This is a genomic window from Bradyrhizobium sp. CCBAU 53421 (assembly GCF_015291625.1).
GTDB lineage: Bacteria > Pseudomonadota > Alphaproteobacteria > Rhizobiales > Xanthobacteraceae > Bradyrhizobium.
In genome coordinates this window covers 95,334-111,391 of sequence record NZ_CP030047.1, presented here as the reverse complement: position 1 = coordinate 111,391, position 16,058 = coordinate 95,334, and the positions used below count along the sequence as shown (strand labels likewise).

13 protein-coding genes are annotated in these 16,058 nt (G+C 67.3%); 8 read left to right on the top strand and 5 right to left on the bottom strand.

All coding sequences use genetic code 11. The annotated features are described in order from the left end of the window. Positions 1 to 207 precede the first annotated feature (207 nt). From XH92_RS00475 to XH92_RS00440, 8 genes are all read left to right on the top strand, one after another. On the top strand, positions 208 to 537 hold the full coding sequence (locus tag XH92_RS00475; RefSeq protein ID WP_194457491.1) for an integration host factor subunit beta: 330 nt from the start codon (positions 208 to 210) through the stop codon (positions 535 to 537). A gap of 85 nt (positions 538 to 622) precedes the next feature. Beyond that, the gene (locus XH92_RS00470; protein WP_194457490.1) at positions 623 to 1,009 is read left to right on the top strand and encodes a lipopolysaccharide assembly LapA domain-containing protein; all 387 of its coding nucleotides are present in this window, start codon (positions 623 to 625) and stop codon (positions 1,007 to 1,009) included. A 76-nt stretch (positions 1,010 to 1,085) separates the two neighbouring features. Then, a complete protein-coding gene (locus tag XH92_RS00465; protein ID WP_194457489.1) occupies positions 1,086 to 1,787 on the top strand; it encodes a phosphoribosylanthranilate isomerase in 702 nt (233 codons plus the stop codon). A 120-nt stretch (positions 1,788 to 1,907) separates the two neighbouring features. After that, positions 1,908 to 3,125, top strand: coding sequence for a tryptophan synthase subunit beta (gene trpB / locus XH92_RS00460; protein ID WP_194457488.1), 1,218 nt, complete (start codon positions 1,908 to 1,910; stop codon positions 3,123 to 3,125). After that, positions 3,122 to 3,958, top strand: a complete 837-nt coding sequence (trpA, locus tag XH92_RS00455; protein WP_194457487.1) for a tryptophan synthase subunit alpha — start codon at positions 3,122 to 3,124, stop codon at positions 3,956 to 3,958. The genes trpB and trpA overlap by 4 nt, the downstream gene beginning before the upstream one ends. Before the next feature lie 104 nt (positions 3,959 to 4,062). Beyond that, positions 4,063 to 5,004, top strand: a complete 942-nt coding sequence (accD, locus tag XH92_RS00450) for an acetyl-CoA carboxylase, carboxyltransferase subunit beta (protein WP_194457486.1) — start codon at positions 4,063 to 4,065, stop codon at positions 5,002 to 5,004. A gap of 95 nt (positions 5,005 to 5,099) precedes the next feature. Further along, positions 5,100 to 6,344 (top strand): folylpolyglutamate synthase/dihydrofolate synthase family protein, encoded by a 1,245-nt coding sequence (locus XH92_RS00445; protein ID WP_371818117.1) that lies wholly within the window; start codon positions 5,100 to 5,102, stop codon positions 6,342 to 6,344. Positions 6,345 to 6,458: 114 nt separating this feature from the next. Beyond that, positions 6,459 to 7,199 carry a metallophosphoesterase gene (locus tag XH92_RS00440; protein WP_194457484.1) on the top strand — a complete coding sequence of 247 codons (741 nt, stop codon included), beginning with the start codon at positions 6,459 to 6,461 and terminating at the stop codon, positions 7,197 to 7,199. Between the two features lie 82 nt (positions 7,200 to 7,281). Here XH92_RS00440 and XH92_RS00435 read toward each other — a convergent pair whose 3' ends face one another. The 5 genes from XH92_RS00435 to XH92_RS00415 all read right to left on the bottom strand — a co-directional run bounded on the left by XH92_RS00435 (position 7,282) and on the right by XH92_RS00415 (position 16,047). After that, complete coding sequence (locus XH92_RS00435; protein WP_194457483.1) at positions 7,282 to 7,740, bottom strand: DUF2231 domain-containing protein; 459 nt, start codon at positions 7,738 to 7,740, stop codon at positions 7,282 to 7,284. Positions 7,741 to 7,993: 253 nt separating this feature from the next. Further along, a complete protein-coding gene (gene trxA / locus XH92_RS00430) occupies positions 7,994 to 8,314 on the bottom strand; it encodes a thioredoxin (RefSeq protein ID WP_016847387.1) in 321 nt (106 codons plus the stop codon). Positions 8,315 to 8,429: 115 nt separating this feature from the next. Continuing rightward, entirely contained in the window at positions 8,430 to 11,939 is a 3,510-nt protein-coding gene (gene addA / locus XH92_RS00425; protein WP_194457482.1) for a double-strand break repair helicase AddA, read from the bottom strand. Continuing rightward, positions 11,900 to 15,046, bottom strand: coding sequence for a double-strand break repair protein AddB (gene addB, locus XH92_RS00420; protein ID WP_194457481.1), 3,147 nt, complete (start codon positions 15,044 to 15,046; stop codon positions 11,900 to 11,902). Before addB ends, addA begins: the two co-directional genes overlap by 40 nt. A gap of 80 nt (positions 15,047 to 15,126) precedes the next feature. Then, positions 15,127 to 16,047: a LysR family transcriptional regulator gene (locus XH92_RS00415; RefSeq protein WP_194457480.1), complete on the bottom strand. Its 921-nt coding sequence runs from the start codon at positions 16,045 to 16,047 to the stop codon at positions 15,127 to 15,129. Positions 16,048 to 16,058: the final 11 nt, after the last annotated feature.

Sequence of the window (16,058 nt, the reverse complement as noted above, 5' to 3'; positions counted from 1 at the left end):
CGTTCCGATTCAATCGGAACGAACAGGCTCTGGTCGGGAGCGAAAGGCGTAGTGATCAGGGTATTCCCGCTCTGCGGGAATCGCCGCATGCCCCAATTGGGCTATTTGTCACGTGATTTCGCGACGTCCTAAATCGATTTAGCGTCTTGACAGTGCACGGCATTTTCACGGAAATGGGTTTCCGCAAGAGCCCGGATCCCACTTTCGATGATCAAATCCGAACTTGTTCAGCGCATCGCCGAGCACAACCCGCACCTCTACCAGCGGGATGTCGAGAATATTGTGAATGCGATTCTCGATGAAATCGTCGCAGCGCTGGCGCGCGGCGACCGCGTCGAGCTGCGTGGTTTTGGCGCTTTCTCGGTGAAGCATCGCCCGGCGCGTGCCGGCCGCAATCCGCGCACCGGCGAGCATGTGCCGGTCGATCAGAAGAGCGTGCCGTTCTTCAAGACCGGCAAGGAAATGCGCGAGCGCCTCAATCGCGACGAGGCCGAGGCGGGAGCTTCCAAGATCGAAGCGCCCAAAGCTGACGCCTGACAAGGCGGACGCTTAGCGCGACGTCCGGCGTTGCCGTGCGGCGGGCGATCTGCCCGCACTTTCTCCATCGCGGCGAGAGATGGTCATGCGAAGGTTTTTCACGGCAATCATCGTCGTTCCACTCGGACTGATCTTCATCATCTTTGCCGTCGCCAACCGTCATTGGGTGACGGTGTCGTTCGATCCCTTCAACTCTGTGACGCCGACGGTCGCGGTCACACTGCCGCTGTTCGTCGTCATCATCGCCTCCGCGATCCTGGGCGTGATCGCCGGCGGCATCGGAACCTGGTTCAAGCAAGGGCGCTGGCGTCGCGCCGCCCGCCAGCACGAGGCCGACGCCCGCCACGTCCGCGCCGAGCTCGCCGACCTCAGGGCCGCTGCCTCCCGGGACGACGCCCAGCGCCGTTCGGCCCCGGCCCAGCTTGGGTTTTACGGGCCCAATGGGCGAGACAAGCAGGGCGCGACGTTGTAGAACCCGCCCCGTCGGACCCGGGCCAGCCCCTGTTCCGGACGCCCGAAAACCGCTTTGAAAGACCCGTTTCGAGACCATGCCCCTGCTCGTCAAAATCTGCGGCCTGTCCACGCGCGAGACGCTCGACGTCGCGCTCGACGGCGGCGCGGATATGGTCGGGTTCGTGTTCTTTCCGCCGTCGCCGCGCCACGTCAGCCTGGAGACCGCGCGCGAGCTCGGCGGCCGCGCCAAGGGCCGCGCCGTCAAGGTCGCGCTGACCGTCGATGCCGACGACGCGACGCTTGAGAACATCGTCGAGACGCTGCGGCCGGATATCCTGCAACTGCACGGCAAGGAAACCACCGCGCGGCTGCGAGACATTAAGCAGAAGTTCGGCCTGCCGTTGATGAAGGCGCTGCCGGTCGAGACCGCAGCCGATCTCGCTCCGCTGCCGGGCTATGCCGGCGTCGCCGACCGGATCTTGTTCGATGCCCGCGCGCCGAAGGATGCCACGCGGCCGGGCGGTCTCGGTGCGCCGTTCGACTGGCACCTGCTGGAAAATCTCGATCTCGCGCTGCCCTATATGGTCTCCGGCGGGCTCAATGCCGATAACGTGGCTGAAGCTGTCCGCGTCACCCGCGCCGGCGGGGTCGACGTCTCGTCGGGCGTCGAGCGCACGCCCGGCGTCAAGGATCCCGAGCTGATCCGCGCCTTCATCCGCGCCGCACGCGCAACCGACTCCTCTTCGCCTCTCCCCGTTTACGGGGAGAGGTCGACCGCGCAACGCGCGGGCGGGTGAGGGGCGCCGCAATGACGATCGAGCAATTGGAAGAACCCCTCACCCCAACCCTCTCCCCGCAAGAGCGGGGCGAGGGAGTGGAAACAGCGCCGCGACGCGGCCAGAAGAACTGATGGTTCGATGAATCAAAACCTGCCCAATTCCTTCCGCAGCGGCCCCGACGAGCGCGGGCATTTCGGCATTTTCGGCGGACGCTTCGTCGCGGAAACGCTGATGCCGCTGATCCTCGATCTGGAAAAGGCCTACGCCGACGCCAAGGCCGATCCGGCGTTCCAGGCCGAGATGAACGTCTATCTGAAGGACTATGTCGGCCGGCCCTCGCCGCTGTATTTCGCCGAGCGGCTCACCGAGCATCTCGGCGGCGCTAAGATCTATCTGAAGCGCGAGGAGCTCAACCACACCGGCTCGCACAAGGTCAACAACGTGCTCGGCCAGATCATGGTCGCGCGCCGCATGGGCAAGAAGCGCATCATCGCCGAGACCGGCGCCGGCCAGCATGGCGTTGCGACGGCGACGCTGTGCGCGCGGTTCGGGCTCGAATGCGTGGTCTATATGGGCGCGGTCGACGTCGAACGGCAGCAGCCCAACGTGATCCGCATGGAGATGCTGGGCGCCAAGGTCGTTCCGGTGCAGTCGGGCGCGCGGACGCTGAAGGACGCGATGAACGACGCGCTGCGCGACTGGGTCACCAACGTGCACAACACCTTCTATTGCATCGGCACGGTGGCGGGGCCGCACCCCTATCCGATGATGGTGCGCGACTTCCAGTCGATCATCGGCCACGAGACGCGCACGCAGATGCAGGAGGCCGAAGGCCGCCTGCCGGACTCGCTGATCGCCTGCATCGGCGGTGGCTCCAATGCGATGGGCCTGTTCCACCCGTTCCTCGACGATCCCTCGGTCGAGATCTTCGGCGTCGAAGCCGCCGGCCATGGCCTGACGCAGCTGCATGCCGCCTCGCTCGCCGGCGGGCGCCCCGGCGTGCTGCACGGCAACCGCACCTATCTCCTGATGGACGCCGACGGCCAGATCGAGGAAGCGCATTCGATCTCCGCCGGCCTCGATTATCCCGGCATCGGCCCCGAGCACGCCTGGCTGCACGAGACCGGTCGCGTCAAATATCTCTCGGCGACCGACGAGGAAGCGCTCGCCGCGTTCCAGCTGCTTTCGCGGCTGGAGGGCATCATCCCCGCGCTGGAATCCGCGCATGCCATCGCGAAACTGTCCGAACTCGCGCCGCAGCGGCCGAAGGACCACCTGATGGTGGTCAACCTCTCGGGCCGTGGCGACAAGGACGTGCCGCAGGTCGGCGATATCTTGAAGGCGAGGAAGAAGTGAGCACCCGTATCGACGCACGTTTCGCCGAACTGAAGCAGCAGGGCCGCTCCGCCTTCGTCAACTTCGTGATGGCCGGCGATCCCGACGCAAAAACCTCGCTCGACATCCTCAAGGCGCTGCCGAAGGCCGGCGCCGACGTCATCGAGATCGGCATGCCGTTCACCGATCCGATGGCCGACGGCCCGTCGATCCAGGCGGCCGGCCTGCGCGCGCTCAAGGGCGGCATGACGTTGCGCAAGACGCTGGCGATGGTCCGCGACTTCCGCAAGGACGACAACGCGACGCCGATCGTGCTGATGGGCTACTACAATCCGATCTACATCTACGGCGTCGAAAGCTTCCTGGCCGATGCCAAGACGGCCGGCGTCGACGGGTTGATCATCGTCGACCTGCCGCCGGAGGAAGACACCGAGCTCTGCATCCCCGCGCTGAAGGCCGGGCTGAATTTCATTCGCCTGGCGACGCCGACCACTGACGACAAGCGCCTGCCGGCGGTGCTCGCGAACACCTCGGGTTTTGTCTATTACGTCTCGATCACCGGCATCACCGGCGCTGCGACGGCCGATTCGAAGGTGGTCGCGGAAGCGGTTGCCCGCATCAAGCGGCACACCAAGCTGCCGGTCTGCGTCGGCTTCGGCATCCGCACTCCCGAGACGGCGCGCGCGATCGCCGAGAACGCTAACGGCGCCGTGGTCGGCACCGCGATCGTCGATGTGGTGCGTGCCAATCTCGATGCCGAGGGCCGCGCGACGCCGAAGACCGTGAGCGCGGTGGCGGACCTGGTGTCGGCGCTGGCCCAGGGGGTCCGGGGCGCCAAGCAGGCCGCTGAATAAGCCACATTTTGCGGCAACAAGGCCGCAGACGGCGGCTTGCCGGGTTCGCCCGGCCCGCCATATATCCAGCTGGTGCGGGACCGACCCGCATTTCGGAGCGAACCATGAACTGGCTCACCAACGTCGTCCGGCCGAAGATCCGCAACATCCTGCGGCGCGAGACGCCGGAAAACCTCTGGATCAAGTGCCCGGATTCCGGGCAGCTCGTGTTCTACAAGGACGTCGAGGCCAACCAGTTCGTGATCCCCGGCTCGAACTACCATATGCGCATGGGCGCGGTGGCGCGGCTGAAGTCGATCTTCGATAACGAGACCTGGTTCGACGTCGCGCTGCCCGAGGTGACGGCCGATCCGCTGAAATTCCGCGACGAGCGCAAATATGCCGACCGCATCAAGGATGCCCGCACCAAGACCGGGCTGAACGACGCGATCAAGGTCGGCTACGGCAAGCTCGAGGGCGCCGGCGTCGTGGTCGCGGTGCAGGATTTCGATTTCATGGGCGGCTCGCTCGGCATGGCCGCCGGTGAAGCGATGGTGCGCGGGCTCGAGCTCGCGGTCGAGAAGAAGTCGCCCTTCATCGTGTTCGCCGCATCCGGCGGCGCGCGGATGCAGGAAGGCATCCTGTCGCTGATGCAGATGCCGCGCACCACCGTCGGCGTGCAGATGCTGCGCGAAGCGCGCCAGCCCTACATCGTCGTGCTGACCAATCCGACCACCGGCGGCGTCACCGCGTCCTACGCGATGCTTGGCGACATCCAGATCGCCGAGCCAGGCGCGCTGATCGGCTTTGCCGGCGCGCGCGTGATCGAGCAGACCATCCGCGAGAAGCTGCCGGAAGGCTTCCAGCGCGCCGAATATCTGCGCGAGCACGGTATGGTCGACATGGTCGTGCATCGCCACGAGATGAAAGCCACGCTGGCGCGGCTGTGCCGCCTGCTGACCAGGGCGCCGGCGCTCGAAACCGCGTCCAAGCCCACGGTTGCCGTCACCGAGCCGGCCCAGATCGTCACGGCCCCGGAGACGGTGCCGGCCGCGCCGCACGCGTGACCGCAAGCGCCGCCCCATCGCAACCCTCGTTCGAGGCGTTGATCGCGCGGATATCGGCGCTGCATCCGAAGCGCATCGATCTCAGCCTCGATCGCATGCGCGGCCTGATGGAGCGGCTCGATCATCCCGAGCGCAAGCTGCCGCCGGTGATCCATGTCGCCGGTACCAACGGCAAGGGCTCGACGATCGCCTATCTGCGCGCGATCCTCGAAGCCGCCGGCCTGCACGTGCACGTCTTCACCTCGCCCTATCTGGTGCGGCTCAACGAATGCTACCGGCTGGGTGCAACCGGCGGCGGCAAGCTCGTCGGCGACGACGAGCTGCGCGAGACGTTCGAGCATTGCGAGCGGATCAACGCTGGCCATCCCATCACCATCTTCGAGATGGAAACCGCGGTGGCGTTCTGCCTGTTCGCGAAGCATCCGGCCGACGTCGCGCTGCTCGAGGTCGGCCTCGGCGGCCGGCTCGATTCCACCAATGTGGTCGAGACGCCGCTGGCTTCGGTGATCGCCCCGGTCAGCATGGATCACATGGAATTCCTCGGCGATACGCTGGCCCTGATCGCCGGCGAGAAGGCCGCGATCATCAAGCGCAAGGTGCCTGTGATCTCGGCCGAGCAGGCGCCGGATGCGATGGCCGTGATCGAGGCGGAAGCGAACCGCATGCGCGCACCGCTGCATGCCGCCGGCCAGCAATGGCATGTCGGCGTCGAGCGCGGCCGCCTCGTCTATCAGGACGAGCGTGGCCTGATGGATCTCGCCGCGCCAAAACTGTTCGGCCGGCACCAGTTCGACAATGCGGGCCTTGCGATCGCAACCTTGCGCGCGATCGGTACCTTCAAGCTCAACATCGCGGCCTTCGAGGCCGGCATCGTCAATGCGGAATGGCCGGCGCGGATGCAGCGGCTGGTCGCGGGCAGCCTCGTCTGCCAGGGACCGCAGGGCTCCGAGGTCTGGCTCGATGGCGGCCACAATGCCGAGGGCGGCCGCGTCGCCGCGGCGGCGCTCGGCGATCTCGAGGAGCGCGTGTCGCGGCCGCTGGTCGTGATCGCGGGCATGATGGCCAACAAGGATGCCAACGCCTTCCTCGCCAATTTCGCCGGGTTGACGCGCCATATCATCGCGGTCCCGGTGCCCGGCCGCGACAACGGCATGGCGCCGGACAAGCTCGCCGACGCCGCGCGTGCGCTCGGCATGCGCGTCGAGATCGCAACTGGCGTCGACGCCGCGCTGCAACGGCTCGCCACGCTGGCCTACGAGGTGCCGCCGCGCATCCTGATCACCGGCTCGCTGTACCTCGCCGGCCCGGTGCTTGCGGCCAACGGCACGCCTCCTGCATGATGTCGGTGTCGTAGCCCGGATGGAGCGAAGCGAAATCCGGGGCCCTTCAATCCGTCACGGAAGCCCTCCCGGATTACGCTTCGCTCCATCCGGGCTACGGGAGGACAACACACCATGCGTTTTGCTGCGATCGCCGACATCCACGGCAACCATCTCGCGCTTGAAGCGGTGCTGTCGGACATTCGCGCGCAGGGCATTTCCGACATCGTCGGTCTCGGCGACATGGTGAGCGGGCCGCTCGACGCCCGGCCGACCATCGACATGCTGATGGCGCTCGACGCGGTCCATCTGCTTGGCAATCACGACCGCTATCTGATCGACCGTCCGCACGAGAAAATGGGCGCCTGGGAGCGGCTGACTTATACCCAGCTCGAGCCGCGGCATCTCGACTGGCTGCGCACGCTGCCGGCGAATGCGGTCTATCGCGACGCGGTGTTCCTCTGTCACGCCACGCCGCAGGACGACGAGACCTATTGGCTCGACACGGTGCTGCCGGGCGGCGAAGTCTGCATGTCCGCGCTGGAAGCGATCGAGGCGAGGGCGGACGGCGTCACGCAATCGCTGATCCTTTGCGCGCACACCCATACCGCGCGCGCGGTGCGGCTTCGTGACGGCCGGCTGATCGTCAATCCCGGCAGCGTCGGCTCACCCGGCTATCGCGCCGGCAAGCCGCATCCGCATGTCGTCGAGGCCGGCTCGCCCGATGCGCGCTACGCGATCCTCGAACGGGTCGATCGCGACTGGCAGGTGACCTTCCGCCATATCCCCTACGATCACGAGGCGATGGCCGCGCTGGCGCGGCGCAATGGCCAGGCCGAGCTCGCCTCGGCGCTGGCGACGGGATGGATCAGGTAATCGGCGGCGCCGATCAGGTAATCGGCGGCGCGCAGCCCGAACGGAGCGCAGCGAAATCCGGGCTACATGGCGGATTCGCCAGCTAGTGGATATGCGCCTCGTCGGACACGCCGACATGCTCGCGATAGACCATCTCCCAGCCCTTCCAGCCGGTGAACAGCAGGATCAGGACCACGATGAGCGATAGGGCGAGGCCGGTCGGCACGATGGCTGATGCGCCGTGCTCGAAGCGCGAATACCAATTGAACAGCGCGATCAGCACCGCGATCACGTTCCCGCCGGCGTGCTGCCACGCATCGGACAGGTTGCGGACCTGATCGTCTCCGAGGAGATCGATCACGCCGGCGACGGCGGCGAGTGCGGCCATGATCAAGCCGATGCCAAGCAGCCAGAGCGAGGCACTGGACCAGAAGTCAGTGCCCGTCTTCCAGAATGCGAGATCGGCAACGAAGGTCAAAACAAAGCATACGACCGGAAATGGAATCAGCATCGGATGGATAGGATGTCCCGCGACCTGCGCGGTTGATCTGGGGTTCGACATGGATCCCTCCTGAGGGCCATTTGACACCAGAACTTGCGCCGATCGCTCGGGTTCCTATTCGCGGCGGGGCGACAGCAGGATCGGGATGCCGCGACGACTGACCGTGCCGCGGGCGAGATTGGCCATATGTGGGCTCGCATCGCATATCCACCGACCTTTGCAAGAACACTGCTTCCGAGCAGGGCGTCTTGCGCAAAGCAAAACGGCCGGCATGACGCCGGCCGTTTGCACAAATCAGCTAATTCGAAACGGATCAGACCGCAGCGGTGATCCACTGCTGCAGCTTGGCCTTCGGCGCGGCGCCGACCTGACGGGAGGCCATCTCGCCGCCCTTGAAGATCATCAGGGTCGGGATCGACATCACGCCATACTTCGACGCGGTCTTCGGGCTCTCGTCGACGTTGAGCTTCACGATCTTGACCTTGTCGCCCATCGCGCCGGAAATCTCATCGAGAGCGGGCGCGATCATGCGGCAGGGGCCGCACCATTCGGCCCAGAAGTCGACGACCACCGGCCCGGTCGCCTTGAGCACTTCGGCTTCGAAATCGGCGTCAGAAACCTTGCCAACGGCCATGTGAGTACCTCGTTCGGTTGAGACAAAGGGCGCGGTTGAGAATCGCGCCCGGGAGCATGGGGCAAACGTATGAATGCCCCCTTGCCGGGTCAAGCTCGCTCACGCCGACATGAACTTATGCCAGCCCGGCGTCCAGCGCGTGGGCGGAAATCTCCATCATTTCAGGGGTTTCGGTCCAGAGCAGGGCGGCGTGGATGATCCTTTGGGGATAAAGCTTTGCCAGCACCGCACGGTACAGCGCGAGCTGCCGGATATAACCCTTGGGGGCCTCGGCGGCGGTCTTTGGCGGGGCGTGGTTGGTCTTGAAATCGACGATCAGGACCTCATTCGGCGTCACCATCAGCCGGTCGATCTGGCCCGAGACCAGCGCCTTCGGCTGGCCCGGCCGCTCCAGCCGGCCCACGATCGAAACCTCGGCACGGCTGCCGGGGGCAAACACCGGCGCGAAGCGCAGATCGACGGTCAGGGCGACCACTTGGCGAGCCAGCGCCGCGCGCTCTTCCTCGCTCCAGCCATCGGCGTTGCGCGCAAGATAGCCGAGCGCCGCGCCGAGCCTTCGTTCCACCGCGACATCGGGCAGCGATTGCAGCAGGCGATGCACCAGCGTGCCGCGTTGCAGGGCGCGGGCGCGCAGCAGCACCGATTCGCCGGTTCGGATCGGATGGCTGTCGCCGTCAGCCGGGTCGGATGGGCGGAGCACACCCATCGCGGAGGCTTCAGGTGCGGCCGCCGTCCGCAGCCAGGACGGCAGCGCGATCGGCGCTACCGCCGTTGACGCCGCAGCGCCGGTGAGATCGGCCGCGTCGTCCGGGCGCGAATAGCGCATCACCTTGCCAGACGGCATCTCGATCTCTTCGAGCTTCAGCCCGGCATTGGCGAGCCCCTTGGTGATCAGATCGTACCAGGAGGATTTCCGCACCGTGTTCATGTTGCCGGGCATGCAGCCGCCGACGATCAGCCGGTCGGCCGCACGCGTCATCGCGACATAGAGCAGGCGGCGATATTCGTCCTCGGTGTCGCCGAGCATCGCCTTGCGCGCGTCGGCGACGCCGGGCGGATCCTCGGCCTTCTTGCCCGCCCACACCACGACGCCGGGCGCGTTCGGCGCCGCGTTGCCTTGCGGCAGATGGATCAGTCGCAGCCGCTGTGTGTCCGACGGCGAGGTCGTGGTGTCGACCAGGAACACCACCGATGCCTCGAGGCCCTTGGCGCCGTGCACGGTCATGACGCGGACCTCGTCGCGCGAGATCTCCATGTCGCGCTTCACCTCGGTGTCGGCGGCGCGCAGCCAGGCAATGAAGCCCTGCAGCGAGGCCGGTGCCTTGCGCTCATAGCTCAGCGCCAGTTCGAGGAATTCATCGAGCGCGTCATTGGCCTCGTGGCCGAGCCGGCGCAGGATACGGGCGCGCCCGCCGTCGCCGCCGAGCAGCCAGGCGTAGAACGCAAACGGCGTCTCCGCGGTGAAGCGGCGCTCGCATTGTTCGAGCCGCCCCAGCGCCGCCGCGAACCGTTCGTCGCTCGGTGCCTGCGCGGTCAGTGCCTCGCGCAGCGAGCCGCGACGCTGATACGCCAGCTTGAACAGGTCGTCGTCGTCGAGGCCCAACAGCGGGCTCTTCAGCGCCACAGCGAGCGCGAGGTCGTCCTGCGGCAGCAGCAGCGCGTCGGCGAGGTTCATCAGGTCGATGATCGCGATGTGCTCGGTCAGCTTCAGCCGGTCGGCGCCGGCGACCGGGATGCCCGCGTGCTTCAGTGCCTGGATCACCGCGTCGAAGGCGTTGCCGCGCCGCCGCACCAGGATCAGCATGTCGCCGTAACGCAATGGCCGCCGTCCGCCTTCGCTGCCGGTCATGGTGCCGCTGGAGACGAGACGCTTGATCTCGGCCTGGATGCGCCGCGCCAGCTTCACCTCGGGGCTGGTCACCGAGACGCCATCGAACGGCGCGCGCCAGCCTTCGATGTCCTGGCGGTCGTCGGCGACGGCGAGATCCCACAGCTCGATCAGGCTGGGGCCGGCGTCAGTCATCGCATTATGGATCGGATAGCCGTTCTCGACCGCATGAATGCTGCGGAAGATCTCCTGCTCGCGGAACACATGGTCGACCGAATGCAGGATCACCGGCCCGGAGCGGAACGAATAGGTGAACGACACCGGATCGAATTTCAGCCCGGCCTCCTCGAACCGCCGCTTCAGCTCGCGCCGGCGCAGATCGAATTCGCGCGGTGCGGCGCCCTGGAACGAGAAGATCGACTGCTTCTCGTCGCCCACCGCGAACACCGTGCGCACGAGGCCGTCGCGCGCGCCGGCGCCGGAGGTGAATTCCGAGATGATGTGCGCGACGATGTCCCATTGCCGCGGGCTGGTATCCTGCGCCTCGTCGATCAGCACGTGATCGACGCCGCGGTCGAGCTTGTAATGCACCCAGCCCGAGGAGACGCGGTCGAGCATCGCCAGCGTCTTGTCGATCAGATCGTCATAGTCGAGCAGGCCGCGCTCCAGCTTCTCGCGCCGGTAGTGCGCGGCAGCCGCGGTCGCGATATGGATCAGCGCCTCGGTGCGATCGCGCGCGACCACGGCGCGGCGGCGCTCGATCAAGGGGCCGAGCCGGTCGATCTCCGCCTCGAACCGATGGCCCGCGACGGCGTTCTTCTTGATGAAGCTGTTGGTGATGACCGACGCGCGCGGCGCGCGGTCGTCGGTCAGGAATACGCCGAGATATTCATCGACCTGGGCCGCGCCGGTAAAGGTCAGCGCGCTGCGCAGCCGCTCGGCCTGCTTCTGGTCCGCCTTGCTGCTGGTGTCGAGCAGCGTCGCCAGCTCCTTCCAGCTCGCGCGCGGCAGGTTCGGTCCGTCGACGATCTCGCGCTCGACATCCTCGATGCGAATATCGGAAGGAACGCCGAGCGCGGCCGACATCTGCGCGGCTGCGGCCGCGGCGTTGCCGGCGGCATCGGTCCAGGCCATGAAGTGGTCGCGGCTGAGGCAGGCCTCGCGGACCACCTCCTTGAAGGTGACGTCGGCGGCATTTGCCATCGCCGTTCGCAGCGCGCGGCCGATGGGGCTGTCGGGAATCCGCGACGCTTCGAGGAACACCGCGAGATTGGCGCGTTCCATCATCTCGTTCTGGTCGCGGTCGTCGAGTACGGCAAAGCGCGCCGGCACGTTGGCCTCGAACGGGAACTGTTGCAGCAATCGGGTGCACAGCGCGTGAATGGTCTGCACCTTCAACCCGCCGGGCGTCTCCAGCGCGCAAGCAAACAGTTTTCGCGCCTCGCGCCGCAGCGAGGCGGAGGGATGCGCAATGCCGGCCTCGCGGATCGCGGCATCGAGCCCGGCATCATCCAGCGTCACCCAATGGCCGAGCGTCGTGAACACGCGTTCGGCCATGTTGGCCGCGGCCGCCTTGGTGAAGGTGATGCAGAGGATCTTCTCCGGCGGCACGCCTGACAGCAAAAGGCGGATCACGCGCTGCACCAGCACGTGGGTCTTGCCAGAGCCGGCATTGGCCGACACGAAGGTCGACGCCTTCGGATCGGACGCGCGCGCCTGCGCGTCGCGCACCGCCGGCGGGATGGGTCTGGGTGCCTTCACCGTTCCTCGATCCCCAGGCCGCCGGCCGCGGACCATTCCTTGATCCGCGCGAGGTCGTCATAGGCGCCGTAACGATTGGCCCACATCGAGAGGTTCAGCGAGGTGTAGGCTTGGCTCTCGTCGTCGAAGGCGCGGATCAGCGCTTCCAGCTTGCGCCGCGCGCTGTCGGCGGCTTCATCGGGCGGCTGCGGCGTGTCGCTGGTTTTGATCTTCAGTTCCAGCGAACGCTGCTCGCCCGGCGGGTTGTTGCCGCTCAGCCTGATATAGACGAGGTCGCCGACCGAGCGTCCGGCCGGGATCTCGGCAAAGCCGCCCTCGCGCAGGATCGCGGCTTCCAGCGTCAGCTGCGGCGACAGGCCCATCCGCACTTGCTTGCCGGTCGGCGGCTGCCCGGTCTTGTAGTCGAGGATCGCAAAGCTGCCGTCGTCGCGTCGCTCGATGCGATCGGCGCGCGCCGAGAGCACGAATGTCCTGGCGTCGTCGAGCGGGATGCCGATCTCGCCGCGGATCTCGGCCTTGATCGCCGCAATATTGCCGCGCCGGGCCTGCTCCCATTCGGCGAACCACGCCGCGATGCGCTGGAAGCGCGGCCACCACAGCGCGCGCGCCTCCGGCCGCTCCATCAGCGGTGCGAAATGCCTGGCGCCGATCTCGCGCAGCGTGCGCATGGTGTCGGGAGGCAGTGCGTCGGCGTAAGTTTGCGTGAACTCGCCGAGCGCCTCGTGGATCGCCGAGCCGCGATCGGCCGCCGACAGCGGCATGTCGACGGGATCGAGCGGATCGAGTTTCAGGATGTAGCGCGCATAGATCGTGTAGGGATCGCGCAACCAGTCCTCGATCGCGGTGACCGACATTTTCAGCGGCCGCGCCTCGCGCGGCGGCCGCGGCTCCGGCTGCGGGATCGGCTCGACCGTATCGGGCCGGTCGAGCTCGGCGGCATATTGCACGTAGGTTTCGCCGGCCGTTGTCGCCGCCTTCCAGCGCGCCTCGCCCGCAACCGCCTCTAACCGATGCAGGAAGCGCGAAGCGACCGCCGGCGCGCCGCCGACCTTGGCGGCGTGAGTGAGGATCACCTCGTCATGGCCGAGCAGCTGCGCGAAGTCGTGCGCAGAGAGGCCGATGCGCCGCTCGGGGAGATCGAGCCCGAGCTCGTGCCTCATCGGCCGGCTCAGCCACGGATCGACCCGCGGCGCCGGCGGCCAGACGCCCTCGACCAGACCGCCGAGGATGACGCGATCCGATTCGGTCAGGCGTGCCTCGAGCTGGCCGAAGATGTTGAGCTGCGCGCGCGCCGATTCCGGCCGCCGCACCATGCGGTCGGCGAACGCGGTCTGGAACACCTCGGGGTAATCGGCGAGCGGCGTCGCCAGCCCGCTCGGCTGCTGCTTGGCGAGCAGCTCGTCGAAAGCGGACGCCAGCGACGCCCCGGCGCGCTCCTCGAACACGATGGCGACGCCGTTCTGATCGGCCGACAGCGCGATCAGCGCCTCGCGATGACGCGCGGCCAGCTCGGCGAAGTCATAGGGTTTCGACGACGCCATGCCTTCGAGCGGCGCCAGCGCTGCCTGCAATCTGGCGATCAGGCCCTCGGCCTGGTTCAGCTCATTGTCGCGCAGCCGGGCGCGCGGCTCCATCGCGTGCAGCGACGAGGTCTCGCCGCCATGCAGCTTGACGAGCTCGGCACGGAAACGCGCGAAGTCGCGCGCGAGGCCGCCGCTTCCCGCTTGCGGCCGGGTGCCGCGCAGCAGCGCTATCTCCAGCACCTCGGTCGCGCGCTTCAGTGCGCCATGGGCGCCGCCGAGCCGGAACAGCGGATGCTTGAGCAGCGCGAGCAAGGTCGGCGGCTCCAGTCCCTTGGCCGCGGCCTCCGCGGTGAGACGGGCGAACACGCCGGCCGGGGTTTCGATCAGCGCGTCGCCGCCGGAATCGTCGAACTCCAGATTCCAGCGCGTCAGCGAGGCCATCACGCGGCGCGCCAGCGCGCGATCCGGCGTCACCAGCGCGGCCGATTTGCCGAGATGCCGCGCCTCGCGCATCGCGACCGCAATCGCCAGCGCCTCCATCTCCGGATTGGGCGCCTCGACCACGGTGAGGTTGGTCATCCCGGCGGAAATCCGCGCCACGATCTCGGGTCGCTCCAACCGGTCGTGCCACTGCGCGGTCGCGGTCGAGGGGCGCATCGTCTCCGACACCAGCACCTCGCGTCCCTGCGGCGCAGGCTCAGCGAGGCTCTCGACATCGCGGCGCTTGATGCCGAAGCGGTCGAGCAGCGCGTGCATCGCGAATTGCGGGTGGTTCGACGAGGGCGGCGTTTTGAATCTGCCGTCGTCGCCGCGCTCGCCGCCGATCGTGTCCCAGGAATCTTCGTCGAGATCGGTGTCGAGCCCGGGCAGCACCACGGCGCCGTTCGGAAGCTTCGCCACCGCGTGCAGGAATTTCGCCGTGGCCGGCATCGAGCCGGTCGAACCGGCCGCAATCACCGGGCCCGTGGGATGCGCGGTCAGCCGGGCCGCTTCCGCCTCGATCAGCAGATCGCGCCGCGCGGCGGGTTCGATCCGGCCGATCTCCTTGAGGTAGCTGGGCCAGGCGTCGCGCGCGATGCGCAGGAATTCGAGCGAATGCTGCCAGTATTTGTCGAGCTGGTCCGGCACCAGGCGGTCGAGTGCGCGCCAGTCGACGCCGCGCGTCACCATGTCGTCCATCAGCCGCGCGAGGTCGCCGGCGAGCTGCAAGGTCGAGGCGGGGCCGCCGACCACGAGCGGCGCCGACACCGGTGTCTTCGCCCAGGCCGCGACCAGATGTGCCAAGGTCAGCCGTCGCTCGAGCTCGCCGAGTCTCGGCGGGATCTCCAGCGGTGCGGCGCCGCCGACGTCTTCGCCCTGGTCGGCGAAGGCAAGCTCGTCCTCGTCGATCTCGCCGAGCGCGACGATGCGCGGCAGCACCGCGGCGTCGGAATCGAGCACATCGAGGAAGATTTCGCGCGCCAGCCGTCCGGCGCGGCGGGTCGGCAGATAGAGCGTGGCGCCGGCGAGCTTTGCAGGATCGTGTCGCGCCTCGAATCCCGGGACCAGCCGGCCATCGACCAGCGCCGAAATGACGGTGCGCAGGAACGGCGCAGAGACGGGAACGCTGAAAACGCGCATGGGCTGCCTTATTCGAATCAGGCGCCAATATAGGAAGCGGCGACCATCGTTAGCCACCCCCGCAGGTCAGCCATAACAGCTCAATGACGCAGCTGGCCGGCGGCGCGATCGACGGCATCCAGGAACCAGCGCAGCGCCGGATCCTCGGCCGCGCGGACCGTATGGATCAGGTCGATCGCGAAGGCGGCGATGTCGATCGGCGGCATCACGACGGCGATTTCGGCAAGATGCGTGAAGCGCCGGGCGACGCGTTCGGCCATGGTGGCGATGAGATCGGTGCCGGCCACGGCGAAGGGAACGGCCACCACATGCGCCAGCGTCACCGCCACCCGCCGCTTCAGCCGATGGCGGGCCAGCAGCGCGTCGATCACGCTCGGCAGCCCGTCGCCGCCGGCCGCCGAGAACAGCGCGTGCGGCAGGGTCGCATAATCCTCCAGGCTGAGGGCTTCCGATCGGCTCGCACGCGCGCCGTCGCGGATGCAGACGAAGCGTTCCTCGAACAGGCGGTGCCGGACACAGCGCGGCGAGTCCGGCAGATGGCCGCCGATCAGTGCATCGAGTTCGCCGCGCTCGAGTTTTGCCAGCGCTGCCGTCGTGTCAGTCAGCGGCCGTACGGCAAGGTCGATATTAGGTGCTTCCATGCGCAGCAAGCGGCTCAGTTCCGGCACCAGAACGAGGTCGCCATAATCGGTCGCAGCGATGGTGATACGCCGGCGTGCGATGGCCGGATCGAAGCTCCGGTCGGGCGCCAGCGCGCCCCTGATCTGCCGTAACGCCTCGCCGATCGGCCCGGCCAGCGCCAATGCCTTCTCGGTCGGCTGCATGCCGGCGCCGGCGCGCAGGAACAGTTCGTCCGCAAACAGCGCGCGCAGCCTGCGCAAGGCGCTGCTCATCGATGGCTGGGCGAGCCCGATGCGCTCGGCCGCGCGGGTGACGTGGCGCTCCTCCATCAGCGCCTCGAAGGCGACCAACAGGTTGAGATCGACGGCGGCTAAATTCATTACAACAATAC

Bases quoted from the DNA above. Each gene is read 5' to 3' on its own strand.
- XH92_RS00465 (WP_194457489.1), top strand. From the start codon at position 1,086: ATGCCCCTGCTCGTCAAAATCTGCGGCCTGTCCACGCGCGAGACGCTC.
- trxA (WP_016847387.1), bottom strand. From the start codon at position 8,314: ATGGCCGTTGGCAAGGTTTCTGACGCCGATTTCGAAGCCGAAGTGCTC.
- XH92_RS00440 (WP_194457484.1), top strand. From the start codon at position 6,459: ATGCGTTTTGCTGCGATCGCCGACATCCACGGCAACCATCTCGCGCTT.
- XH92_RS00475 (WP_194457491.1), top strand. From the start codon at position 208: ATGATCAAATCCGAACTTGTTCAGCGCATCGCCGAGCACAACCCGCAC.
- accD (WP_194457486.1), top strand. From the start codon at position 4,063: ATGAACTGGCTCACCAACGTCGTCCGGCCGAAGATCCGCAACATCCTG.
- addA (WP_194457482.1), bottom strand. From the start codon at position 11,939: ATGGTCCGCGGCCGGCGGCCTGGGGATCGAGGAACGGTGAAGGCACCC.
- addB (WP_194457481.1), bottom strand. From the start codon at position 15,046: ATGCGCGTTTTCAGCGTTCCCGTCTCTGCGCCGTTCCTGCGCACCGTC.
- XH92_RS00435 (WP_194457483.1), bottom strand. From the start codon at position 7,740: ATGTCGAACCCCAGATCAACCGCGCAGGTCGCGGGACATCCTATCCAT.
- XH92_RS00470 (WP_194457490.1), top strand. From the start codon at position 623: ATGCGAAGGTTTTTCACGGCAATCATCGTCGTTCCACTCGGACTGATC.
- XH92_RS00415 (WP_194457480.1), bottom strand. From the start codon at position 16,047: ATGAATTTAGCCGCCGTCGATCTCAACCTGTTGGTCGCCTTCGAGGCG.
- XH92_RS00445 (WP_371818117.1), top strand. From the start codon at position 5,100: ATGCGCGGCCTGATGGAGCGGCTCGATCATCCCGAGCGCAAGCTGCCG.
- trpB (WP_194457488.1), top strand. From the start codon at position 1,908: ATGAATCAAAACCTGCCCAATTCCTTCCGCAGCGGCCCCGACGAGCGC.